22 protein-coding genes are annotated in these 22,062 nt (G+C 71.9%); 11 read left to right on the top strand and 11 right to left on the bottom strand.

Features of this window, described 5'->3' with window-relative positions:
* Positions 1-6 precede the first annotated feature (6 nt).
* The 3 genes from ABD120_RS13960 to ABD120_RS13950 are packed head-to-tail and all read left to right on the top strand — an operon-like array spanning position 7 to position 6,666.
* Positions 7-5,271 carry an SDR family NAD(P)-dependent oxidoreductase gene (locus ABD120_RS13960; protein WP_343950265.1) on the top strand — a complete coding sequence of 1,755 codons (5,265 nt, stop codon included), beginning with the start codon at positions 7-9 and terminating at the stop codon, positions 5,269-5,271.
* Positions 5,272-5,288: 17 nt separating this feature from the next.
* Positions 5,289-6,254 carry a 4-hydroxy-3-methylbut-2-enyl diphosphate reductase gene (locus tag ABD120_RS13955; RefSeq protein ID WP_343950264.1) on the top strand — a complete coding sequence of 322 codons (966 nt, stop codon included), beginning with the start codon at positions 5,289-5,291 and terminating at the stop codon, positions 6,252-6,254.
* The gene (locus tag ABD120_RS13950; protein ID WP_343950263.1) at positions 6,241-6,666 is read left to right on the top strand and encodes an SRPBCC family protein; all 426 of its coding nucleotides are present in this window, start codon (positions 6,241-6,243) and stop codon (positions 6,664-6,666) included. The genes ABD120_RS13955 and ABD120_RS13950 overlap by 14 nt, the downstream gene beginning before the upstream one ends.
* On the opposite strand, the gene ABD120_RS13945 is transcribed toward ABD120_RS13950, so the two are convergent.
* Together ABD120_RS13945 and ABD120_RS13940 are read right to left on the bottom strand one after the other, a co-directional pair.
* Positions 6,653-7,621, bottom strand: coding sequence for an alpha/beta hydrolase (locus tag ABD120_RS13945; RefSeq protein WP_343950262.1), 969 nt, complete (start codon positions 7,619-7,621; stop codon positions 6,653-6,655). The two genes, ABD120_RS13950 and ABD120_RS13945, sit on opposite strands and share 14 nt — an antisense overlap.
* Positions 7,621-8,586 carry an alpha/beta hydrolase gene (locus tag ABD120_RS13940; RefSeq protein WP_343950261.1) on the bottom strand — a complete coding sequence of 322 codons (966 nt, stop codon included), beginning with the start codon at positions 8,584-8,586 and terminating at the stop codon, positions 7,621-7,623. The genes ABD120_RS13945 and ABD120_RS13940 overlap by 1 nt, the downstream gene beginning before the upstream one ends.
* Before the next feature lie 143 nt (positions 8,587-8,729).
* Between ABD120_RS13940 and ABD120_RS13935 the strand changes: the two genes are divergently transcribed.
* The gene (locus tag ABD120_RS13935; protein ID WP_343950260.1) at positions 8,730-9,386 is read left to right on the top strand and encodes a TetR/AcrR family transcriptional regulator; all 657 of its coding nucleotides are present in this window, start codon (positions 8,730-8,732) and stop codon (positions 9,384-9,386) included.
* Here the strand turns inward: ABD120_RS13935 and ABD120_RS13930 are convergent.
* The 6 genes from ABD120_RS13930 to ABD120_RS13905 all read right to left on the bottom strand — a co-directional run bounded on the left by ABD120_RS13930 (position 9,358) and on the right by ABD120_RS13905 (position 13,595).
* Positions 9,358-9,570, bottom strand: coding sequence for a hypothetical protein (locus tag ABD120_RS13930; RefSeq protein WP_343950259.1), 213 nt, complete (start codon positions 9,568-9,570; stop codon positions 9,358-9,360). The genes ABD120_RS13935 and ABD120_RS13930 overlap by 29 nt on opposite strands.
* Positions 9,571-9,580: 10 nt before the next feature.
* Complete coding sequence (locus ABD120_RS13925; RefSeq protein WP_343950258.1) at positions 9,581-10,051, bottom strand: GNAT family N-acetyltransferase; 471 nt, start codon at positions 10,049-10,051, stop codon at positions 9,581-9,583.
* Positions 10,048-11,007: an ABC transporter substrate-binding protein gene (locus ABD120_RS13920; RefSeq protein ID WP_343950257.1), complete on the bottom strand. Its 960-nt coding sequence runs from the start codon at positions 11,005-11,007 to the stop codon at positions 10,048-10,050. The genes ABD120_RS13925 and ABD120_RS13920 overlap by 4 nt, the downstream gene beginning before the upstream one ends.
* Before the next feature lie 54 nt (positions 11,008-11,061).
* On the bottom strand, positions 11,062-11,814 hold the full coding sequence (locus ABD120_RS13915; protein ID WP_343950308.1) for an amino acid ABC transporter ATP-binding protein: 753 nt from the start codon (positions 11,812-11,814) through the stop codon (positions 11,062-11,064).
* Between the two features lie 5 nt (positions 11,815-11,819).
* A complete protein-coding gene (locus tag ABD120_RS13910) occupies positions 11,820-12,716 on the bottom strand; it encodes an amino acid ABC transporter permease (RefSeq protein WP_343950256.1) in 897 nt (298 codons plus the stop codon).
* 123 nt (positions 12,717-12,839) lie between these two features.
* Positions 12,840-13,595: a class I SAM-dependent methyltransferase gene (locus tag ABD120_RS13905; protein WP_343950255.1), complete on the bottom strand. Its 756-nt coding sequence runs from the start codon at positions 13,593-13,595 to the stop codon at positions 12,840-12,842.
* A gap of 80 nt (positions 13,596-13,675) precedes the next feature.
* Between ABD120_RS13905 and ABD120_RS13900 the strand changes: the two genes are divergently transcribed.
* The 5 genes from ABD120_RS13900 (at position 13,676) to ABD120_RS13880 (ending at position 18,500) form a co-directional block, all read left to right on the top strand.
* Positions 13,676-15,106, top strand: coding sequence for an Ig-like domain-containing protein (locus ABD120_RS13900; protein ID WP_343950254.1), 1,431 nt, complete (start codon positions 13,676-13,678; stop codon positions 15,104-15,106).
* A 196-nt stretch (positions 15,107-15,302) separates the two neighbouring features.
* The gene (locus tag ABD120_RS13895; RefSeq protein WP_343950253.1) at positions 15,303-15,650 is read left to right on the top strand and encodes a cytochrome P450; all 348 of its coding nucleotides are present in this window, start codon (positions 15,303-15,305) and stop codon (positions 15,648-15,650) included.
* A gap of 8 nt (positions 15,651-15,658) precedes the next feature.
* The gene (locus ABD120_RS13890; RefSeq protein ID WP_343950252.1) at positions 15,659-16,546 is read left to right on the top strand and encodes an ABC transporter ATP-binding protein; all 888 of its coding nucleotides are present in this window, start codon (positions 15,659-15,661) and stop codon (positions 16,544-16,546) included.
* A complete protein-coding gene (locus tag ABD120_RS13885) occupies positions 16,543-18,162 on the top strand; it encodes an ABC transporter permease (protein ID WP_343950251.1) in 1,620 nt (539 codons plus the stop codon). Before ABD120_RS13890 ends, ABD120_RS13885 begins: the two co-directional genes overlap by 4 nt.
* Positions 18,163-18,344: 182 nt before the next feature.
* On the top strand, positions 18,345-18,500 hold the full coding sequence (locus ABD120_RS13880) for a DUF6131 family protein (protein ID WP_343950250.1): 156 nt from the start codon (positions 18,345-18,347) through the stop codon (positions 18,498-18,500).
* A gap of 6 nt (positions 18,501-18,506) precedes the next feature.
* Here ABD120_RS13880 and ABD120_RS13875 read toward each other — a convergent pair whose 3' ends face one another.
* Positions 18,507-19,103 (bottom strand): SRPBCC family protein, encoded by a 597-nt coding sequence (locus tag ABD120_RS13875; RefSeq protein WP_343950249.1) that lies wholly within the window; start codon positions 19,101-19,103, stop codon positions 18,507-18,509.
* A 128-nt stretch (positions 19,104-19,231) separates the two neighbouring features.
* Between ABD120_RS13875 and ABD120_RS13870 the strand changes: the two genes are divergently transcribed.
* A complete protein-coding gene (locus ABD120_RS13870; RefSeq protein ID WP_343950248.1) occupies positions 19,232-19,870 on the top strand; it encodes a TetR/AcrR family transcriptional regulator in 639 nt (212 codons plus the stop codon).
* Positions 19,871-19,926: 56 nt separating this feature from the next.
* Here ABD120_RS13870 and ABD120_RS13865 read toward each other — a convergent pair whose 3' ends face one another.
* On the bottom strand, positions 19,927-20,445 hold the full coding sequence (locus ABD120_RS13865) for an RICIN domain-containing protein (RefSeq protein ID WP_343950247.1): 519 nt from the start codon (positions 20,443-20,445) through the stop codon (positions 19,927-19,929).
* A 268-nt stretch (positions 20,446-20,713) separates the two neighbouring features.
* Between ABD120_RS13865 and ABD120_RS13860 the strand changes: the two genes are divergently transcribed.
* A complete protein-coding gene (locus ABD120_RS13860; protein ID WP_343950246.1) occupies positions 20,714-20,920 on the top strand; it encodes an SHOCT domain-containing protein in 207 nt (68 codons plus the stop codon).
* Here ABD120_RS13860 and ABD120_RS13855 read toward each other — a convergent pair whose 3' ends face one another.
* Complete coding sequence (locus ABD120_RS13855) at positions 20,921-21,883, bottom strand: Acg family FMN-binding oxidoreductase (RefSeq protein WP_343950245.1); 963 nt, start codon at positions 21,881-21,883, stop codon at positions 20,921-20,923.
* Positions 21,884-22,062 lie beyond the last annotated feature (179 nt).

Below are 22,062 nucleotides of genomic sequence, written 5' to 3'. Positions count from 1 at the left end.
CATCCCATGGATCGACGTATCGCCATCGTCGGCATCGGCGCGCGGCTGCCGGGCGGACACGGCCCCTCCGGGGTCTGGCGCATGCTCCAGCGGCACGCCGCCGAGATCGGCGCCGCGCCTGCCGGCCGGACACGTTTCCTGACCGAGCACGAGGTCGCCGACCCGCGGTTCGACCAGGTGGTCCGTACGGGCGGGTTCGTCGAGGACTGGGATGAGTTCGACTTCGCGGCGTTCGGCGTCTCCGCCCGCGAGGCCGGGGTGATGGACCCGCAGCAGCGCATCCTAGTGGAAACGGTGTTCGAGGCCGTCGGCGACGCCGGCCTCACCCTCGACTACCTCCAGCGCCGCAGCACCGGCGTGGTCAGCGGCTACATCACCCGCGACCACTGGCTCAGCGCCCGCCAGGACACCGGTCTGGATGCCATGAGCAATGTCGGCAACGCGGGCAGCGGCCTGTCCGGCCGGTTGTCGCACGTGTTCGGCCTCACCGGGCCGTCCCTGACCGTGGACAGCGCCTGTTCGTCCGGGCTCGCCGCCGTCGCCGTCGCGATCGACAACATCCTCCTCGGCAACTGCTCCATCGCCGTCGCCGCCGCCACCAATCTGGTGCTCGACCCGTACGAGACGCTGTCGTTCTACCGCTCCGACATGCTCGCCTCGGACAGTCTGTGCAAGTTCGGCACCACCCGAGCCGACGGATTCGTCCGGAGCGACGGTTTCGCCGCCCTGGTGCTGAGGCCGCTCGCCGACGCGCTGGCCGAGCAGGACCGGATCTACGCGGTCATCGAGGGCATCGCCACCGGCAACGACGGCGGACGCAGCGGCTCGCTCCCCACCCCGTCCGCCGACGGCCAGGCGGACGTCATCCACCACGCGCTCAGCCTGGCCGGGCGCACCCCGGACGACGTCGACTACGTCGAGGCCCACGGCACCGGCACCACCGTCGGCGACCAGACCGAGATCGAGGCGCTCACCTCGGTCTTCGGCGGGCGTGACCGGCCGCTGCCGATCGGGTCGGTGAAGACGCGGATCGGCCACTGCGAGGCCGCCTCCGGGATGGCCGGGCTGATCGTCGCCGCCTTGAGCATCCACCACGCCACCGTGCCGCCGATGCTCGTGCACGGCAGGCTGCGCGACGACCTCGCCGACCCGGGCCAGGGCGTGTACGCGCACATCGGCGCCGGGCTCCCGCTGCCGGACGACGCGGTGATCGGGATCAGCTCCTTCGGCATCACCGGCAGCAACGCGCACGCCGTCCTCGCCGCGCCGCCCACTGCGCGGGCCGAGGACCCGCCCCGGGTCTCGCTCCCTCTGCTCACCTCTCCCGGCGTGACGGTTCCCGACGCACGCACCGACGCGGTCCGCGCCGCGCTCGCCTACCGGGTCAACCACAGCGCGGGACACCGCCTCGGCGACACCGGCCCCGCCGAGGGCGGCCCGGGGCTGCTCGCCGGGCTCTGGCGGGAGCGGCCGAAGCTGGTGTTCGCCTTCGGCGGCTTCGGCGCGCACTGGCTCGACCCCGCCGACACCCGCGACCCCGTCCTGCGCGAGCGGCTGCTCACCGCCTATGCGGCGGTGCGGGCCGAGGTGCCGGAGCACGAGCGGGATCTCATCGACGGCGGTGCCGACGTGCCGCCGGCGCTGCAGCCGTACGTCACGTGGGCCTCGCAGGTCGCGATCGCGCTCGCGCTGCAGGACTACGGCGTGCGGGCGGACGCCGTCCTGGGGCACAGCTTCGGCGACATCGCGGCGGCGTGCGTCGCGGGCGCGCTCAGTCTGGAGGAGGCGGCGCGGCTACTGGTCGGCCGTACGGAGGCGGTGCGGGCGCACTCCGCGGACACCCGCATGATCGTGATCACCGGGGAGGACGTCGCTGGCCAGCACGACTGGCTGCCGCCGTCTGCCGAGATCGCGGTCGTCAACAGCCCTACCTGTGTCGTGCTGGCCTGCCCGGCAGGCGACGTCGAGGTCATCGTCGACACCGCGCTCGCCCACGGGCACGAAGCCCGTCCACTGGAGGTGGTGTTCGGCTCGCACAGCTCGTTCGTCGAGCCCGCCCTGCCCGACTTCACCCTCGCCGTGGACGCCGTCGGCGGCCCACGGGCCTCTGACGTTCCCTTCTACTCCTCCACCTCCACCGCCGCCTCGGCGATGGAGGTCGTCCCCTCTCGGCACTGGCTGGACAACCTGCGCACTCGGGTCGAACTGCCGTCCGTTGCCGGGCGGCTGGCCGACGACGGCTACCAGGTCGTCCTCGACATCGGGCCGCGTGCGGTGCTCGCGGGCCACCTGCGCACCCGTTTTCCGGGGAGCGTGGCCGCCGTCGAGGGCGACGACGTCCTCCGCAGCGCACTGGCGGCGCTCTTCGCGGCCGGGGTCCCGTTGCGACCGGACCGGCTGCCGCCCTGGACGTCCGAACTCGCCGACGCGCTGACCTGGCGGCGTGAGCCGCGCCGGATCGCGCCGATGCGTCCGGCGAGCCGCAACACGGCGCGGGCGCGGCCGGAGTCGGTGACGTACGAGTTGCGCGGAGCGCAGGTGCGACTCCTCGCCGGGCACCGAGTGCGCGGCGAGGCGGTGGCGCCGGGCACGCTGACCCTGAGCCGGCTGGTGAGCGCCCTACGGCAGGACGACCGGCCGCTGCGCCTGGACGCGGTGCGCTTCGTCGAGCCGATCGTCGTGGACGACACCGACTACCTCGCGCTCACCGTGTCGAGGAACGGCCCCCGCGTCGAGGTCCGCTTCGCCACCGAGCCCGGGGGCACCCCCACCCTGTGCTGCACGGCCACACTCGCGCCCGCCCGGCCCGCGACCTCGTCCGTCGATCTGCCGCTCGACCTGGACCGGCTGTCCGTGGACGACTTCTACCGGGGCTTCGCCGACGCGGGCAACCTGTGGGAGGGGCCGTTCCGGTCCATCTCCGAGCTGTGGGCGTCAGCCTCCCACGCGTACGTGCGCGCCGACCTCGACACGCCCACAGAGGTCGGCGGCCTGATCGACCCGGCCCTGTTCGACGCGGCGCTCCACGGTCTGGCCGCCGTCCGGTACGGCCTGGCCGACGGCGGCGCGGCCACCTGCCCCTTCTACTTCGAAGGGGTGGACCGCATGACGTTCCACCAACATGAACTGAGCGGCCGAGCCAGGTCGCTCATCTCACCGAGCCGTTCGGGAACGGGCTTCGACGTCGCCGTACTGGATGCGGCGGACCGGCTGGTCGTGCACTGCGAAGGCGTCCGCATCCGCACGATGGAGGGCCGCCCCGCCATCCCCGCGCTCTACCGCGTCTGGGTACCGTACTCCGGCTCCGCCGAGCGGACCGATCAGTTGCTCGTCGACCTCGACGCCGCCGTCCCCGAACTGTTGTCCGGGCTGGAGCCCGGGACCGAGCTGCTCCTGGACGCTCGCACACCCGCCGCCCGTCCTCGGCTGACGCTCACCGAGCACCTGGCCGAGCTCGGACAGGCGGTGACCCGGCTGGCCCACTCCGCCGCCGAGGCTGGCGTGCCGCTCGGCGTGGTCGTGCGCGACCCCGACGAGCCCCCCTCGGGCGAGTTGGCGGGCGCCGTCAGCGGGTTCCTGTTCACGCTGGCGGGGGCCCTGCCCTACGAGTTCCCGTCGCTCGCGGCCGCTGCGGTGTGCGCGAACGCCGAAGACACGCTCGGCGAACTGCCGTCCATCCGGACCCTGGCCCGTCAGGGCGAGTATCGGGTACGGCTCGGCGACGGCCTGTCCGTCGCCAGGCTGACCGACCGGCGCCCCCGTCCCCGGCCCGGGAAGCACGGCTGGATCGCCCGGGTACGGCCCCATCGCGAGCGTGCCGCCGACGTCGCCCTGCTCTGGTCGGACCCGGACCACGGACCGCGCCGCGTCGGCGTCCGACCGCTACCGGGCGGCTATGAAGGGCTGCGGCGGCTGCCCGACCTGCTGTGGGCGGCCCACACCGCGCAGCGCGTCGGGCCGGTGGCGCGGCTGGGGCCCGAAGACGAACTCGTCGTCACCGGTGACCGGGCGAGGGCGGCGCTGTTGCGTGCCGCGCTCGCCGGTCCGCGCGTCGCCGCCGACCCGCCCGCGCGGCGCGTCGGCATCGCCCTAGACGGTTCCGTGCCCGACGTCGACCTGCTGGTCACGGCGGATCCGCCCGCCGGGCACGACACAGCCGTGCTCACCCTGCCGGACCTCTCACCGACCGGCGCGTGGCCGAGATCGGTCCCCTTCCGCGCCACCACTTCCCCGGCGGAGGCCGCACTGGCCGCCCTCCCTGAGCCGACATACTCGACCGAGGCGACACCGGTACGGCACCGCGCGGCGCTCGTCGTCGGTGGCCGAGGCGGTCTCGGGTCCGCGCTCGCCGCCGAGCTGAAGGCCCGCTCGTTCGACACGGTCGTGCTGGTCGGCACCCGCGACGCGCCCGGAGCGGACTACCTGCGCTGCGATGTCGCCGAACCGTCCTCGGTCGAGGTGCTCACCGAGCGGATGGCGCGGATCGCAGCCGACGAGACGTATGTGTTCCACCTGGCGGGCAGGCTGTCGGCCGGTCCTCTCACCGAACTGGAGCCCGCCGACTGGATCCGGGTACTCGCCCCGAAGGTGGACGGTACCCGGCATCTCGCCGAGGCCGCCCGCCGCGCAGGCGCGCACCTGCTGGTCGCCTACTCGTCGGCGTCCGCGGTGCTGCCCTCGCCGCAGTTCGCCCACTACGGCGCCGCCAACGCCGCCATGGAAGGCATCCTCTCGGCGTCCGGCGTGCCGGTACGCGGAGTGCGGTGGGGCTTCTGGGCGGGCGCCGGCATGCTGCGGGACCTCGACCCGACCCGCTCGTTCGCTCCTGCGGGCGTGGGCGAGATCGGCCCGGACGACGGCCACGCCTTCCTCTGGGACGTGCTCTCCGCACCCGATGCCGGGCTGCCGGTGTGCTATCCGGCCGACTGGTCGGAGTTCGGCAGCCGTTACGAGACGCTGCGGAGGGACGCGTTCCTCGGTCTGCTCCGCCCGGCCGTAGTGCCCGACGCACCCGCTCCCGGCCCCGGCAGGGAGGAGGCGACCGGGCTGGAGCCGCTCATCATGGAGACTCTCCAGATCTCGGAGGTGTCGGTCGTGCGCGGCGCCGACCGGCTGCGCGACCTCGGCCTGGACTCCCTGCTCGCCGTGGAACTGCGCACCAGGATCAAGGCCGCCTACGGGCAGACCGTCCCGATCCGGACCCTGCTCGGCCCGATCAGTCCCGCCCAACTGCACACTCTGGTCACCGACACCGACGCCCACTCCACGTGAGTGAAGGGGATACCGCCTTGCCGAACAGCACCGCGCCGCCCGCGCGCACCGTCCTGCTCGCCGAACCACGGGGGTTCTGCGCGGGGGTCCGACGTGCCATCTCCATCGTCGAACAGGCGCTGGAGCAGTACGGCCCGCCTGTGTACGTGCGCAAGCAGATCGTCCACAACCATCATGTCGTCGCCGACCTCCAGTCGCGCGGCGCCGTCTTCGTCGAGTCGGAGGACGAGGTTCCGGAAGGGGCGTTGTGCGTCTTCTCCGCCCACGGCGTCTCCCCCGCCGTCCGCGAGAACGCCGCCCGCCGAGGACTCGACGTCATCGACGCCACCTGCCCGCTGGTCGCCAAGGTGCACCAGGAGGCGCGGCGCTACGCCCGCGACGGCCGGACGCTGCTGCTGGTCGGGCACAACGACCACGAGGAGGTCGAGGGCACCTACGGCGAGGCACCGGATCGCACGCTGGTCGTGGAGACCGTCGAGGACGCGCTCGGCCTGGCCCTGGCCACCGACACCCCGACGGCGCTGCTCACCCAGACCACGCTGTCGCTGGACGACACGCAGGAGATCACCGCCGCGCTGCGTGGGCGTTTCCAGAATCTCGCGGTCCCGGCCACCAGCGACATCTGTTACGCCAGCGAGAACAGGCAGCAGGCGGTCAAGTCCATCGCCGACCGCGCCGACCTGGTCCTGGTGGTGGGCTCGACCAACTCCAGCAACTCGGTCCGCATGGTCGAGGTGGCGGAGGCGGCGGGCGCCCGCGCCCGCCTGGTGCCGGACGTGGACCATCTGGAGAACGCCTGGTTCGACGGGGTCGCCACGGTCGGGGTGAGCGCGGGTGCCAGCGCCCCGGAGGAGCTGATCGACGCGCTGCTGTCCCTTCTGGCCGAGCGCGGGTTCACCTCCATCGAGGTCGAGCGCGCCGCCGTCGAGACGCTGGAGTTCGCCCTCCCCGCACGGCTGGCCGGGTCTCGTGATCCTGACTGAGATCTTCGTCCCCAGGCCGCGTGACCAGGTGTGGGACGTGCTCACCGACTTCGCCGCCTATCCACTCTGGAGCCCGACGATCCTGCGTGTGTCCGGCCCGGCCAAGGCCGGGGTCCGGCTCGTCGTCCGCATCGTCGGGCCCGGCGGGCGCGCGGTGACCTTCCGGCCGAGGCTGGTGGCCGTGGAGCCGGGACGGCTGCTGCGCTGGGACGCGGTGGTGCTGCACTCACGGGTCCTCAGCGGGCTCCACGAGTTCCGTCTGGACGACGACGGGGACGGAACCCGGGTGGTGCACTCCGACACGTACTCGGGAGTGCTGGCCCGTCCGTTGCGCGGGCTGCTTGCGGCGAACGAACCGCTCATGCGCCGTCAGAACCTCGCGCTGCGCGAGCGTGTCCTCAGTCCCCGGTGACGGCGCTCAGCCAGTCGAGGAGGAGGCGGTTGACCTCGTCCGCGCGTTCCTGCTGGATCCAGTGACCGCAGTCGTCGAGGATGTGTGAGGCGACCAGCCCCGGGAGGGTGGCGGGGTAGGCGCGGATCGCCTCGGTCAGCCACATGGTGGAGGCGTCCAGCGCGCCGCCGAGGAACAGGGACGGCTGGGTGAGCGGTCTGCCGCCGAAGTCGGCGAGGTCCGCCCAGTCGTGGTCCATGTTCCGGTAACGGTTGAGCGCCCCGCTCATCCCGGTCCGCTCGAACTCCTCCGCGTACCGGTCGAGGTCGTCCTCGCTGAGCCAGGCGGGCAGCCGGTCGGCCGGGAACCGGTCGCGCAGGGTGCCGCCCCGGCTCACGAAGTGCGGGTCCGGGGCGCCGGGTGCGGGCATGGTGTCCGCGGACAGCGCGGCGTAGATGCCCGCGAGCCACCCTCGGACGTCCGGCTCGATCTCCGCCTCGGCCCGGCCCGGCTCCTGGAAGTAGGACACGTAGAACTCGTCGTCCCCGCCCATCCTCGTGAAGACCTCGCTGGGGCGCGGCCCACCCGGCGGCGTGTACGGAACACTCAGCAGGCCGACGGCGCGGAAGATGTCGGGCCTGGTGAGCGCGGAGTTCGCGGCGATGACCGCGCCCCAGTCGTGCCCGACGACCACCGCGCTCCGCTCACCGAGCGCCTCGACGACCGCGACGTTGTCCTCGACCAGCTCCAGCATCCGGTACGCGGCCACGTCCGACGGTTTGGAGGAGCGGCCGTAGCCTCTGACGTCGAGGGCGACCGCGCGGTATCCGGCCTCGGCGAGCGCGGGTAGCTGGTGGCGCCACGAGTACCAGGATTCCGGGAAGCCGTGCACCAGGAGCACCAGCGGCCCGGTGCCCTGCTCGACCAGATGGGTCCGGCCCGCCGGTGAGGGGACCAGCCGGTGGGTGAACGTCATCAGGCCCCTTTCCGCGCGTCCGGCGCCAGCGCGGTGCGCAGGGTGTGGACGGCCTGGTCGATGGCGGCTTGGGCGCCCTGCGTCTCCCGCAGTGCGTTGAGCATGACGAAGTCGTGGATGACGCCGAGCTGGCGGACCGCGACGACCGGGACCCCGGCGGCGCGGAGCTTGGCCGCGTACGCCTCGCCCTCGTCGCGCAGGACGTCGGCCTCGGCGGTGATGACCAGCGCGGGCGGCAGGCCGGTGAGCTGCTCGACGGTGGCGCGCAGCGGTGAGGCGGTGATCTGGGCGCGTTCGTCCGGGTCGGTCGTGTACTGGTCCCAGAACCAGCGCATGGCGTCGCGGCGCAGGAAGTAGCCCTCGGCGAACCGGTCGTAGGAGGCGGTGTCGAAGGCGGCGTCGGTGACCGGGTAGAAGAGCACCTGCTGGAGCAGGGGCAGGTCCGCGCGCTGTTTGGCCAGCAGGGTCACGGCGATGGCCATGTTGCCGCCGACGGAGTCGCCGGCCACGGCGATGCGGGAGCCGTCCAGGCCCTTGGCGGCGCCGTCGGTGACCACCCAGCGGGCGGCGGTGTAGCTCTGTTCGAGGGCGACCGGGTAGCGGTGTTCGGGCGAGCGATCGTACTCGGGGAAGACCACGGCGGCGCCGGTGCCCGCCGCGAGTTCGCGGACCAGCCGGTCGTGGGTGCGGGCGTTGCCGAAGACCCAGCCGGCGCCGTGGATGTAGACGATGACGGGGAGCGGGCCGGTGGCGCCCTTGGGCTTGACGATGCGGACGTCGACCGATCCGGTGGGGCCGCCCTCGACGACGATCCACTCGTCGTCGACCTCCGGTGCGGTGACGTCGCCGGACTGGACGTCGTCGACCGCCGCGCGCCCCTCGGCCACGGGCAGCTGGAACAGGTACGGCGGCTTGGCGGTGGCCTCGGCGAACGCCGCGGCGGCCGGTTCGAGGACGGGGTTCATGTCGATGCTCCTTGCTGCATAACCATCTTAAATATGCGAGAACTTATAGCATTGAATAGTACACCTCGCGAATGGATGGATCTCAAGGCCGAGGCAAATACCCTTGTCTTCCGTACCCGTAGGAGGACACGATGCCCAGCTCGATGCGAGAACGGTTCCGAGAGCAGGTTCGCGAGGACGTCAAGGCGGCTGCCCTGGACCAGCTCGCTTCGGGCGGCGCCCAGGCGCTCTCGATCAACGCCATCGCCAAGCAGCTCGGCGTGTCCGGCGCCGGGCTCTACCGCTACTTCGCCAGCCGCGACGACCTGCTCACCGCACTGGTCCTGGACGCCTACGGCGACCTGCGCGACGCCGTGGCGCAGGAGGTCGACGCCGCCGGGACGCCGCAGGAGCGCTTTCACGCGCTGGCCCGCGCCTACCGGGCCTGGGCGCAGGCCCAGCCGCACCGCTACGAACTGCTGTTCAAGCCGCCGGTGCCCGGCTACGACGCGCACGCCGAGCCGCTGGCCCTCGCCGCCCGGTCGCTCATGATGATCCTGCTGGGCATCCTCGCCGATCTCCGGGCCGAGGAGACCGCCCCGCCTCGGGCCTACGGCAACGAGGAGGTGCTCGCCGTCCGGGCCGCCGGCGCCCCGGAGTTCTACCTCGCCGTCGCCGTCTGGTCGAAGCTGCACGGCATCGTCAGCCTGGAGATCGGCGGCGGCCTGACGGCGATGAACATCGACGTCGACGCCCTCTTCGAGAACGAGATGCGGATCCTCCTCTACAGGACTACCCAGCGGGCTGCGGCGTCTGGGTGAGGATGAGGACACCGCCGTCGCCGACCGGCCGGAGCAGCGAGAACAACAACCGCTCCGGTACGGCACCGGCCACCTCGACCGCCATCGGGCGGAAGCTCGCGACCGTCCGGCAGTCCCACCAGTGGGCGGCGTCGGAGCGGGCGCCCGGCACCCGGACGGCACCGTGGTCGAGTACGTCCACCACCGACCGGCCGCTACCCGCCGAACGACTTCGTGAAGCCGAGCACGCCCGACTCCGGACGGGCGCCGGTGTCGAACTGCGGCTCATACCCGCTGGCCAGGTACAACTCGACCGCCTCCGGTTGCAGCGGGCCGGTCGTCAGGAAGATCCGCCGGTAGCCCCTCGCCCGCGCCTCCCGCTCCAGTTCGACCACCACCAGCCGCCCCAGCCCGGAGCGGCGGTGGCCCGGATGCGTCCACACCCGCTTCAGCTCGGCGGTCACGGCGTCGAAGCGCCGCAACGCGCCGCCCGCCACCGTCTCGCCGTCCTGCACCACGATGAGGAAGGCCCCGTACGGCGGCGCGAAGTCCGTCTCCGGATACCGGGCCAGCTCGTCGTTGCCGCCGTAGCGCGCGGTGTACTCCAGGTGCAGCCCGGCCAGCAGCGGCACCACCGCCGGGTCGGACATACGGACCCGGCGCACCTCGGCGGTGCGGCCGCTCACGGGGCCTGCCTGGGCAGGCCCGGCGGGTTGAGCAGCGACTTCGGTACGGCCTCGGTGGCGAGGCCCCAGCGGTCGAGCACCTGCCGATAGGTGCCGTCGGCGATGACCGCCGTGAGCGCCTCCTGGATCGGGGCCGCCAGGCCGTTGCCCTTCTTCGTCATGGCCGCGATGAGTCCTTCCAGGTCGGGGCCGGCGCCTGAGAACGTACCGGCGATCCTGGAATCGCCGCTGACCGCGATGTTGTAGGCGATCGACGGGTTCGGGCCGAAGAACGCCTGCACCCGGCCCGATTTCAGGGCCAGCAGCACATCGCCGTACTTCTGGTAGTACTGGATCTCCACGGGCTTCAGCCCGGCGGCGCGGTTCTGTCTGTCCCAGTCGAGGAGGATCTTCTCCTGGTTCGTGCCGGAGCCGACCGACACGCGCAGCCCGGCGATGTCGGCGGGCCGGGTGATCGTCTTAATCGGGCTGGTGTTCGGCACCTGCCAGCCGAGCTGGTCGACCCGGTAAGTGGCGAAGTCGTAGACGTCCTTGCGTTCCTCCGTCACGGTCACGTTGTTGAAGACGGCCTCGACCTTGCCCGACCGGGTGGCGAGGAAGAGGTTCTCCCATGAGCTGGGCACCGGGGCCAGTTCCAGGCCGAGGACGTCGGCCACGAGCTGGGCGAGGTCGGTCTCCACGCCGATCAGCGTGGTCTCGTCCGTGGCCGGGAAGACGAGCGGCGGGCTGCCCTCGCCGTCGAAGCCGACCGTCAGCCTGCCGTCGGCGGCCACGGCCGGTGGCACCTCGGCGGCGATGGCGGCGACCTTCTTCGCGCGGATCCGGCGCTGGTCGGGGTCCAGGTTCACCTTCTTGCCCGAGACCGTGGGGGCGGCGGTCTCGGCGGTGGGGGCGGCGCCGCAGGCCGCGACGAGCAGGAGTGCGGGTAGTACAACCCGCGCGAGTGTGGCGCGCATGGGTCCTTCCTCGGATTCGGGGGTCAGCGGAGCCGGGGGTCAGCGGAGTCGGGGTCAGAGGACTTTGGCGATGAAGGCGCGGGTGCGCTCGTGAACGGGGTCGTCGAGGACCTGGGCGGGCGGTCCGAGCTCCAGGACGCGGCCCGCGTCCATGAACGCCACCAGGTCGGCGACCTCGCGGGCGAACCCGATCTCGTGCGTGACGACGATCATCGTCGTGCCGCCGACGGCGAGGTCCTTGATGACGTCGAGCACCTCTCCCACCAGCTCCGGGTCGAGGGCCGACGTCGGCTCGTCGAACAGCAGCAGCTTGGGTTCGAGCGCCAGCGCCCTCGCGATGGCGACCCGCTGCTGCTGGCCGCCCGACAGGGTGCGCGGGTAGGCGTCGGCCTTGTCGGCGAGCCCGACGCGCTCCAGCAGCCGGTCGGCCAGCGCGACCACCGCCGCGCGGGGCCGCCGCTGGGCGTACAGCGGGGCCTCCATGAGGTTCTGCCGAACGGTGAGGTGCGGGAACAGGTTGAACGCCTGGAAGACGAAGCCGATCTGGGTCCGCTGCCGCAGCACCTCGCGCTCGGGCAGCTCGAACAGGCGGGGGCCGTCCTGGCGGTAGCCGAGCAGCCGCCCGTCCACACGGACCGAGCCGCTGTCCACCTTCTCCAGGTGGTTGATCGTACGCAACAGGGTGGATTTGCCCGATCCCGACGGCCCGAGCACGACCAGGACCTGGCCCTGCCGTACGTCCAGATCGACGCCGCGCAGGACGTGCAGGCCGCCGAAGCTCTTGTGCACCCCGCGCAGTTCCACCATGGCGCTCACGCGCGCCCCCTGCCGTAGTGGCGTTCGACGTAGTGCTGAGCGAGGGACAGGACGCTGGTCAGGATGAGGTACCAGAGGGCGGCGACCAGGAGCAGCGCCATGACTCTGCCGTTGCGGTTGTAGATCACCTGTACCTGGTAGAACAGCTCGGGCAGCGCCATGATGTAGACGACCGAGGTCCCCTTGACCAGGCCGATGATCTCGTTGCCCGCGTTGGGCACGATGGTGCGCATCGCCTGCGGCAGGATGATGCGGAACAACCGGCGCGCGGGCGGCAGCCCGAGGGCGACGGCGGCCTCCCGCTGGCCCCTGTCCACCGACAGCAGCCCGCCTCTGACGATCTCGGCGGCGTAGGCGGCCTGGTGCAGCGAGAGTCCGAGCACCGCGGCGGTGAGCGGGCCGATCAGGTCCATGGTGCCGAAGTCGAAGAACTCCGGGCCGAACGGCACCCCCACCGACAGCCTCGGATACAGCAGGGCCAGGTTGTACCAGAACAGCAGTTGGAGGATCAGCGGCACCGAGCGGAACAACCACACGTATCCCCAGGCCACGGCCGACAGCAGCCGGTTGGCCGAAAGGCGCATCAGCGCCAGGACGGTGCCGAGGGCGAAGCCGAGCGCGATGCCGAGCCCGGTCAGTTCCAGCGTGACCACGACGGAACGGACCACGGCGGGCGCGAACAGGTACTGCCCGACGACCGCCCACTCCCACGCCGGGTTGGTGACGAGGGCGCTGGCGGCCATGGCCAGGACGACGAGTACGCCGCCTGCGGCGAGCCAGCGCAGGGGGCGGCGGGCGGTGACGACGGGCAGCGGTCGCTGCGGTGCCTGGACGTCGGGGAGCGCGGCGGGCCGCTCCGGGTCGGGCGTGATCTCTACGAGGCCCTGACTCATGCTTGCGAAGCTAAGCCGCAGGCCACCATAAAGTCAACATTTCCTACTGGATATACATGAATTACCCTTCGGTGTTCACCCACCCAGCCCGCCGGACGCTCGTCCAGCCCTGCCGACGCCCGTTCAGTCCTGCCGGACACCGGAGGGCGGCGGCTCAGGGCGTCGCGCCACGAAGACGAACTCCCTGCCCGGCCGGTCGGGTGCGTCGCGGACGTCCTCGACGAGGAACCCGTGGGCGGCCAGGTCCGCCTCGACCTCCTGCCGTTCACGGAACCGCAACGTCGAACGGGAGGTCAGCACCTGCCCGTCGGCGGCGAACACGTACGTCCAGCGGAAGGTCACCAGCGGCGGCTCGACCTCGACCAGGTCCACCCACGTCTCGACGGCGCCGACCCCGGGGATCTCCGTCACCCCGAGGCTGGCCTCGCGGTTCCACTCCCGCCAGGCCCGCCGGGCCGGGTCGCGAGTCTCGAACACCAGGCGCCCGCCCGGAGCCAGCGTCTCGTAGGCCGCCTCCAGCGTCCGCCGCCACGCCTCCGGCTCGACGATGGCCTGCGCGACGTTCGCCGTCATCGTCACGAGGTCGGCCCGCAGCGGGGGCAGCGCCGTCGCGTCGCCGTGGATCCAGCGCACCCGATCGCCGCCCGGCTTGGCGCGGGCGACGTCGACGGAGGCCCGCGCGGGGTCGACGCCGACGACCTCGATGCCGCGCCCGGCCAGCAGCAACGCGAACACACCGGTCCCGCAGCCGAGGTCCACCACCCGGCGCGCGCCGAACTCCGCCACCATCCGGACGTACGCGTCGAGGTCGCCGCGATCGGGGTCGAGCGGGTCGTAGATCGCGGCGAGCCTCGGATGCCCGAAACATTCATCAGTCATGCCCGCGACGGTAGCGCCGTTTGCTCCACCGTAAAACTACCTGTAGTTATTGCTCAACTACTCACCGTAAGGACGGCCAGTTGAAGCAAACGGCACACCCTCCGCGCCGATCCAAGCTCGCCCTCACCGGGGCACTCGCGCTCTGCCTGATCGCCGCCGCCGCTCCCCAGGCGATGGCCGGTACGCCCAAGCCGGTCCACCAGTCCGCCGCCCCCTGTGTCCGCCAGGGCCAGGCCAACTACCCCGTCGACTACTACTGGAAGAACGCGCTCGGCATGCAGCTGGGCCGGGGGTCGATCTCGGTCACCACCTCCCCCTCCCTGTGGGGCGGTCAGATCGCGCCGGGCGGCACCTTCACCCTCACCCTGGCGCACCGCACGGCGCAGTGGCCGGTGCTGGTCCGCACCTACACCACGACGTGGGACCTGTCGTCGCTGCTGGCCGGCGCGGACGTCGTCGGGCAGTCGGGCACCGGCACCATCAGCGGCAACACCCTGTCGATCCAGTCGCCCGGCACCAAGACCGACCCGCCGCCGAAGACCATCACCTTCCGCGTCAAGCAGGGCACCGTCGGCCGCAGCATGACCATCCGGCCCACCGGGATCAGCAGCGTCCTGGCCGCCCCCGGCCAGCTCGGCAACAACACCCCGGCCCCCGCGATCCGGATCGTCGACGGACAGACCATCTCACCCACCAGGGCCGCCGACGACACGGCCACCACCACCGAGAACACCGCCGTCACCGTGCCGGTCCTGTCCAACGACACCGGTACGTCGCCGACGATCACCTCGGTGACCCAGCCCGCCAACGGCACGGCCGTGATCTCGGGCAACAGCGTGGTCTACACGCCCGCCCAGGACCGCGCGGGCACCGACACCTTCACCTACACGATCAGGACGGCCTGCGGGACCAGCACCGCGAAGGTCACCGTCGCCGTCTCGTGCACGCGCAAGCCCATCAACCTGGTCAACGGCAGTTTCGAGGCGCCGCGCGTGGCCACCGCCGACTGGAACATCCCGGACGCCTCCACCGACGCCGCCGTCGGCTGGCACACCACCGCCTCCGACCGGAAGCTGGAGTTCTGGAACAGCGCGAGCGGCGTCCCGGCCGCCGACGGCCAGCAGTTCGCCGAGCTCAACGCGAACGAGCCCTCGACGCTCTACCAGGACGTGCCCACCGTCCCGGGGACCGTGATGACCTGGTCCCTGTACCACCGTGGCCGCCAGGGCACCGACGTGATGCGGGTGCTCGTCGGCGCGCCGGGCGCCACCGCCCCGCAGACCCCGGCCGGGGCGTCCTCACCCGACATCTCCGACGGCAACACCGCCTGGGGCCGCTACACCGGCACGTACGTCGTGCCCGCCGGTCAGACCGTCACCCGGTTCGCCTTCGAGTCGGTGTCGGCCGCCGGGGGCAACCCGGCGGTCGGCAACTTCCTGGACGGCGTGGTCTTCCAGACGCCACCCTGCCTGCCCATGACCGAGAAGGCGGCCGGGGAGGCGCGCCGCTGACCGGCCGGGGAACACCCAGGCCGTGATCACCTGAGGGCCGGAACCACGACACGCGGTTCCGGCCCTTCTGTTGTCCGCCGACCGCCACGACGCGCGACCGCCTGTTCGCGGTCGGTGGCCATGACGCACACCAACGCTATCCATACGAGCGATTGACTACACGAGTGTGTAGTATCAGACTGCGCAGAGCAGTTTGATGCACAGCCGGATAGGAGGGGGTGTCGGTGACGTGGAGGTCGGCGGCGAGCTGATCGCCCGGGGCCAGACCGTCGAACTGCTCGTCGGCGCCGCCAACCACGACCCGGGCCGCTTCGAGCGCCCCGGCGAGTTCGACATCACCCGCTCGGCCCAGGGCCATCTGTCCTTCGGACACGGTATCCACCAGTGCCTGGGCCAGCAGCTCGCCCGCGTGGAACTGCGGGTCGCGCTGCCCGCGGTCTTCGCCCGGTTCCCGAACCTGCGCCTCGCGGCGCCGCTCCAGGAGATCCCGATGCAAGACGACTCCCCCCTGTACGGTCCCAAGAGCGTCCCGGTGGAGTGGTGATCCGTACCATGAGCGCCATCGACACCAAGGGCCTGGTCAAGACCTTCGGCCCCACCCGCGCCCTCGACGGGCTGAACCTGACCGTCCGCTCGGGCGAGGTCCACGGCTTCCTCGGCCCCAATGGGGCGGGAAAATCCACCACCATCCGCATCCTGCTCGGCATGATGCGCGCCGACTCCGGCCGCGCCGAACTGCTGGGCGGCGACCCGTGGGCCGACGCCACACAGCTGCACCGGCGGCTGGCGTACGTGCCGGGCGACGTGGAGCTGTGGCCGAACCTCACCGGCGGCGAGGCCGTCGACCTGCTCGGCACGCTGCGCGGCGGGCTGAACGAGACCCGCCGCTCCGAACTGGTCGAGCGCTTCCACCTCGACCTCACCAAGAAGGGCGGCACCTACTCCAAGGGCAACAGGCAGAAGGTCGTCCTGGTGGCCGCCTTCGCCTCCGAGGTAGAGCTGCTGATCCTGGACGAGCCGACCTCGGGCCTCGACCCGCTGATGGAGGCCGTCTTCCAGGAGGTCGTCGCGGAGATGCGCGACGCCGGGCGCACCGTACTGCTGTCCAGCCACATCCTGGCCCAGGTGGAGAAGCTGGCCGACCAGGTCAGCATCATCAGGAAGGGCCGGATCGTCCAGACGGGCACGCTGGCCGACATGCGGCACCTGACCCGCACCAGCGTGGAGGCCGAGACCGCCGCCCCGGTCACGGGGCTGACCGGTCTGCCGGGCGTGCACAGCGCGGAGACCGCCGGCGCGCGGGTGCGCTTCGACGTGGACGCCGACCACATGGACGGCGCGATCAGGCACCTGAGCACCTTCGGCGTCCGGACGCTGATCAGCCACCCGCCGTCGCTGGAGGAGCTCATGCTCCGTCACTACGGCAAGGGGGAGGCATGACCGTCACGGTGTCGCACCGCCGTTCAGCGGTCGCCGCCGAGGGCGGCGCGCTGACCGGCACCGGCATCCTGCTGCGGCTGGCCCTGCGCCGCGACCGGATCAAGCTGCCCGCCTGGACGCTGGGCGTCTCGGTGATGGCCGCCTACTTCGCGCTCGTGGTGCCCAAGCTGCGACCGGAGGCCGACATCCTGGAGGCCGGTCGCGCGCTGATGGAGCTGCCGCTGATGCAGGTCTTCTCCGGGCCCCTGTTCGGCCTGGACAACGCCGACAAGTCGACGTTCCTGATGCTGGCCTTCGTCGTCGAGTTCCAACTGCTCGCGGCGGTCGTCAACATCCTGCTCGTCGCCCGGCACACCCGGGCGGAGGAGCAGACCGGCCGGGCCGAACTGGTCCGTGCCGCCGTCGTCGGCAGGCACGCCTCACTCACGGCGGCGTTCCTCGTCGCCGTCGTCACCGACGTCGTGATGGCCCTGCTGCTGACCCTCACCGGTGTCGCGGTGGGACTGCCCGCAGGCAGCGCGGCGCTGTTCGGCGTCGGCACGGCCGTCTTCGGGCTGGTCTTCGCCGGGGTGACGGCGGTGACCGTACAGCTCACCCGGCACTCCAAGGCCGCCTGCGGGATCGCGTCGGGCGTGCTGTTCCTCGTGTGGACGCTGCGCGCCGTCGGAGCCGTCCAGGATGTCCGGGGCGGCTGGGCGACGTGGCTGACCCCGATGGGCTGGTCACTGCTCACCCGGGTGCTGGACGAGGAGCGCTGGTGGCCGCTGGCATTGTCCGTCCTGCTCACGGCGGTCCTGCTGGCGTCGGCCTACCGGCTGTCGGCACGACGGGACCTCGGCGCGGGCCTGATGCCCGTACGGCCGGGCCCCGCGCGGGCCACGGCCCGGCTGCGCTCGCCGTTCGCGCTCGCCCTGCGCCTGCAGCGGGCCTCCTTCTACGGCTGGGGCATCGGCCTCGCCGTCGTCGGCCTGCTCTTCGGCGGCCTGGCGGGCGCGATGCGCGTGACCGGAACGGCCGCCGGCACGGGCAGCGGGCCCGACATGGTCGACGGCTTCCTCAGCCTGACCGTCAACTTCCTGTCCTGGCTCGTGAGCATCCTCATGGTGATGTCGGTGGTCAGGGCGCGGAACGACGAGGTACGCGGCCTGGTGACGCCGCTGCTGGCCACGCCGACCAGCAGGCCCGCCTGGCTGGGCTCCACCCTGCTGGTCGCCGCCCTCGCCGCCGTGGGACTGCTGGCCCTGTCGGGTCTGGCCGCGGGTGTGAGCGCCGCGTCGGCCCTCGGCGACGGCGGGCTGGTCTGGGAGGTCGCGGGCATGACACTGGCCCGCGCTCCGGAGTCGCTGGTGGTGCTGGCGGTCGCCGCCGCGCTGTTCGGGCTGGCGCCCAGGATCCTGGTCGGGGCCTGGGTCGTGATCGGCTACGGCGGGGTGGCCAGGTTCTGGGGGACGAACCTGCCCGACTGGCTGCTGGCCCTGTCGCCGTTCAACCACATTCCGCGCATGCCGGTCGAGGACTTCCGGCTCATGCCGCTGGTGACGCTCTCCGCCGCCGCCGTACTCCTGGTCCTGGCCGCCCTGTACGGTTTCCGCCGCCGCGACCTGGACAGCGCGTAGCCCCCGCCCCGACCTGGACAGCGCGTAGCCCTCGCCCCTCAAGCGGCGCCGCTTGAGGGGCCCTTTCCTTGCGGGTTCTTTGCGGGCGACCACGTTTCGGGCCCGGTCCTCGTGGGCAAGCCCGAATGCCGCGCCGGATACCGGGTAATTAGGGAGGGCCATAAATCGCGAGGAGGCATGAAATGATCATCCTCGGCATCGTTCTCCTGGTTCTCGGATGGCTGCTCAGCATCTCCATCCTCACCACACTCGGCATCATCATCCTCGTCATCGGCCTGGTCTTCCTGCTGCTGGGTGCGCTCGGACGGCCGGTCGCGGGGCGGCGATACTGGTTCTGACCCGGCTCAGCCGTCGGTGACGCGGGCCTCGGCGGTGGCCTTCAGCTCGCGCAGCCAGGCTTCGAGGCCCTTGCCGAGGAACTCGGTGGCGAGGGGGACGTCGCTCTCGACCTGCTCGCCGACGTGGGTCTCCTCCGTGCGTACGAGCACCCCGCCCTTGACCTCGGTGAAGGTCCAGACGTGGACGCCGCGGTCGATGCGCAGGCCCTCGCCGATCGCGGGTCCGATCCAGCGGATGCACGCCCCCTTCTCAAGCTGGCGGACCGTGGAGGTGATGGTCAGCGTGGTGGGCGGGCTGACCGGGGTGGCGGGCACGGGGGTGGTCCACCGGAAGCGGGAGCCCTCTCGGAACGGTCCGGAGTCGAGTCGCTCACTGGTGGCCACGGGCCGCTGCCACGCGGGCCAGCCCTCGACGTCGGTCTGCAGGTCCCAGACCGTGCGCAGCGGCGCCTTGATCAGGGTTTCCGTCCGGTAGCGGATCTTGGCGGCGGGGTCGACGCCCTTCCCCGCGCACTGGAGCCCGGCGGGGGCGGGGGCTGCTTGGACGGGCGGGACGCCGGTGATGAGAACGGCGGCGAGCGGGAGGGTGAGCGCGGCGATCATGAGGGTTCCCCTTGGCTGACTAATACAGCGTCACTTGTGTTAGAAGTTATAACTCAGCCGTCCAGAAACTGTCAATAAGATTCGTGATACCCTCTAACTAGATTGTCCGGGCGTACGAAGGACTGGTCATGGCGGAGACTCCCCGCGAGCGTTACCGGGCACAGGTACGCGCGGAGATCAAAGAACACGCGTGGGAGCAGATCGCCACGACGGGAGCCTCGGCGCTCTCCCTCAACGCGATCGCCAAGCGGATGGGCGTCAGCGGGCCCGCGCTCTACCGCTACTACGCCGGCCGCGACGAACTGATCACCGAACTCATCAGGGACGCCTACCGCAGCCTCGCCGACACCCTCCGCGCGGCCGCCGGCACCGGCGCCGACCTCGCCGCACTGGCGCACACCCTGCGTACGTGGGCACTCGAAGACCCCCAGCGGTACCTGCTCATCTACGGCACCCCCGTCCCCGGCTACCACGCGCCCGACGACATCACGCTCATCTCTGCGGAGACCATGGCGGTCCTGCTCGACGCCTGCCCACCGCCGCCCCCGGACCGCCCCGCGACGCCGTTCGACTCGCATCTGGCCCGCCATCGCGAGTGGGCGGGCGGCGATTCCGCGCCGCCCGCCACCCTCCACCGGGCGCTGAGCGTCTGGACCCGGCTGCACGGCGTCCTGTCCCTCGAACTCGCCGGCCACTTCGCCGGGATGGGGTTCGACCCGGCCATGCTCTTCGCCGCCGAACTGGAGGACCTGCTGGCCGGCGCGTGACCGCCACGACGTGCGGGCCGCCGCCGCGCTCCACGGGCGCGGCGGCGGCCGAGGGTTTACAGCGTGTCCTCGACCTTGATGTGACCGTCCTGGACGACCCACTCCTGGTTACGGTTGCCGCGCACACAGGTCCACAGGATCACGTTGGTGCCGTTGGCGCGGCTGTCGTTGGCGTCCAGGCACACCTCGCGGCCGGTGCGGAAGGTGTCGGCGACGACGATCTGGCCGCGCCGCAGCACCCACTTCTGGTTGGTGTGGTTCAGGCAGCGCCACAGCCGCACCTTGGTGCCGTTGTCGCGGCTGTTGGTGGCATCGAGGCACACCTCGCGGCCGGTGCCGACGGTGGCCCGCAGCTTGATCTGGCCGTCCTGGACCACCCACTTCTGGTTGCGGTGGTCGAGGCAGGCCCACAGCCGTACCTCGGTGTTGTCGGCCCAGGAGTTGGTGGCGTCCAGGCACACCGGGGTCCGCTGCGCGGCGGGGGCGGCGGCGGCGGACGGCGTCACGACGGCCAGGGTGGCCGCGCCGAGCACCGCGCCGACGAGCAGGCGGCCAGGAATGGTGAGGTGCTGCATGGGGGATTCCTCCTTGGTGAGAGGCCGATGAGAGCCACCCGAGTCATCCCCCGTCCCACGCGCCTCAGCTGCCACGTATCACTAATGTCACCTGTACGGTCACACACGGTAATCGATCTTCGACGTGACTCTCGGCACGCACATCAAGGACCAACGGCCCTGACGGCCGGGCCGCCGGCGGGCGCACGCTGGGACGCGTCGGGAGTACTCCGCCGAAGGACCGAGGTAGGCCATGATGTGGGGTTATGGGATCGGCTCTTGGCTGATCATGAGTATCACGGTGATCCTGCTCTGGGGCCTGATCATCGCCGGGATCGTCGCACTGATCCACTACATCGGCGGTGCGCGGAACGCGGCCCAGCAGTCCTCGGGACCGGCCCGACCGGAGGACGTGCTGGCCGCCCGGCTCGCCCACGGCGAGATCGACACCGAGGAGTACACGCGCCGCGTGGAGATACTGCGCGGCCGACGTTGATCACGGGCCGAGGAGGTCGGTGAGCGGGCGCCGGACGCGTCGGCCTTCCTCCGGGGCGACCCCGAGCCGCATGAGCATCTGCGGATGGGCGCCGCCGCAGACGCGTTCGCGCAGGAAGTCGCGCAGATGCGGCTCCTCCAGCGCCTGCGTGTGGAAGGCCGCGCTGATCCCGTTCGCGGAGGCGTGCAGCAGCACGTGCTCCAGCGCCTGGCCGGCCGCCAGCCAGGCTTCACGAGTGTCCTCACGGGTGGTGAGCAGCGCCACCAGGCCGGACCCGGTGAACGGGCTCTCCTCCGCACCCCAGTCCTCGCCTCGGGCGTAGTCGCGCTGGGCGAACTCCCCCTCCGGCTCGTTCGGGTAGGTGCCTGCGGGCACCCCGTCGTCACGGCGGCTGCCGGGCGCCCGCCCCCACCGGAAGACCTCCAGCGCGTACGGCCGGTCCTGCGCCTGCACGGCCTGGGCCGCCTCGGTCAGCCCGGCCAGCCCGCGCACCGCCTCGGGCGTCCTGAAGATCATGAGGGTGGCGCCCTCCGCCATCGCGTCGCGCTCCCAGGCCGCCGTGACCTGCTCGGGCACGACGGCGTCCGCGAACCCGGCGCGGTGGGTGTGCCTGCGCTCGATCTCGCGGGCCAGCGTCCTGGTGTCCTCACCCGGCTCGGCGGCCGGGCCGAGCCGTACGGTCGCCAGCAGCGACGGCCGGTCGGGGTCGGGCAGGATGCGCACGATCGGCTCGCGACCGGCGTCGCGCAACGCGGTCGTCATGTTGAACACGGCCGCTCCGCAGCTGATGAGCACCTCCCTGCCGCCCGGGTCGCCGAGCCGCAACTTGCGGTCGGGATCGGCGCGTACGGAGATCTCCTCGCCCGCCACGGCGAACGACCAGGGCTGGGTGTTGTGGACCGACGGCGCCCACCGCGCCGCCTCCAGCGCGGTGCGGGCCGCCTGGTCGGCCGGTGCGGTCATGTCATCCTCCAGGTCCGGTCGCGAATCTCCGGGGCGCCCTCGCCGTGGACACGGGCGTGAGCACAGGCGCGGGCGTGAGCGCGTGTGTGAGCACAGGCGCGGGCGTGCAGGTGGGCCTCCGCCGTCTTCTGGCGTGGCAGCGGGTCGTCCCGCAGGTGGATCTGCCCCGCCGGCAGGTG

It is taken from the genome of Nonomuraea longicatena (assembly GCF_039525605.1).
GTDB classification, from domain to species: Bacteria; Actinomycetota; Actinomycetes; order Streptosporangiales; family Streptosporangiaceae; genus Nonomuraea; species Nonomuraea longicatena.
The sequence above is the reverse complement of the archived record's forward strand: the minus strand, read 5'-3'. Positions and strand labels throughout refer to the sequence as shown.